The organism is Gulosibacter chungangensis, from assembly GCF_008831155.1.
Lineage (GTDB): Bacteria > Actinomycetota > Actinomycetes > Actinomycetales > Microbacteriaceae > Gulosibacter > Gulosibacter chungangensis.
In genome coordinates this window covers 1-1,128 of sequence record NZ_WBKB01000018.1, presented here as the reverse complement: position 1 = coordinate 1,128, position 1,128 = coordinate 1, and the positions used below count along the sequence as shown (strand labels likewise).

The window sequence follows — 1,128 nt, the reverse complement described above, 5'->3', positions numbered from 1 at the left end:
CTAGTGTCGCGTGTCGTTAGTTCCTAAATGGTTAGTGGGTTGAGAGAATAATGCATGGCGAATTCTCCAGCCCCGGCCCTTGCTCTTTACGATGGTGATCACGACGAACTCGTCTCCTGGACGAGAGCAACCTCGATGCGTGCAGGCCTCGTGCTTCGCGCGCGGATTGTGTTGATGGCCGCGGAAGGGGTCGCGAACGCGCACATCGCCGAAGCACTGGGCACGACAACGACCTCGGTGTGGAAGTGGCGCAACCGGTATGAACAAGCGGGACTGGCAGGGCTGGTCGACGCGCCACGGTCGGGGCGACCAAAACACCTCGATCACACCGCGATCATCACCGCGACACTGAAGCCGCCACCGAAAAAGCTCGGCGTCACGCATTGGTCTTCCCGGTTGTTAGCGGATCGGCTTGGGATTGGGAACGCGACCGTCGCGCGGGCCTGGCGAGAATACGGAGTCCAGCCATGGAAGTCGGAGACGTTCAAGTTCTCCACCGACCCAGAACTGGTCGGCAAAGTCACGGATGTGGTCGGCTTGTATCTGGCGCCGCCGGAGAACGCGATCGTGCTGTGTGTGGACGAGAAATCCCAGATCCAAGCGTTGGATCGCACCGCACCAATGTTGCCGATGCGGATCGGGGATGCTGAGAAGCGGACCCATGACTATAAGCGTCACGGTACGTCGACGTTGTTCGCTGCGCTCGAGGTCGCGACCGGGCAGGTCACCGCGGCGCTGAAGCCGAAACATCGCCGGCAGGAGTTCCTCAGCTTTCTTCGGCAGATCGAACGCGCGTACCCGGAGCAGGAACTGCATTTGGTGATGGATAACTACGCGACCCATAAGACGCCGGAAGTGAGGGCCTGGCTTGCGAAGCATTCCCGGTTTCATGTCCACTTCACGCCTACGTCGGGGTCGTGGTTGAACTTGGTCGAGGTGTGGTTCGGGATCATTGACCGGCAAGCGATCCGACGGGGCGTGTTCACGTCGGTGAAAGACCTGAATGCAAAGATCCGTCAATTCATTACTGGCTGGAACGATCGCAAGCACCCATTCGTGTGGACGAAAACTCCGGAACAGGTACTCGCGAAAGCCAACCCTCAACGAACTTCAGAAACGCGACACTAG

The 1,128-nt window shown here is 59.2% G+C and carries 1 protein-coding gene; it reads left to right on the top strand.

The window, feature by feature from the left end; translation table 11 throughout:
• Positions 1–54 precede the first annotated feature (54 nt).
• The gene (locus F8O05_RS14700; protein WP_158053507.1) at positions 55–1,128 is read left to right on the top strand and encodes an IS630 family transposase; all 1,074 of its coding nucleotides are present in this window, start codon (positions 55–57) and stop codon (positions 1,126–1,128) included.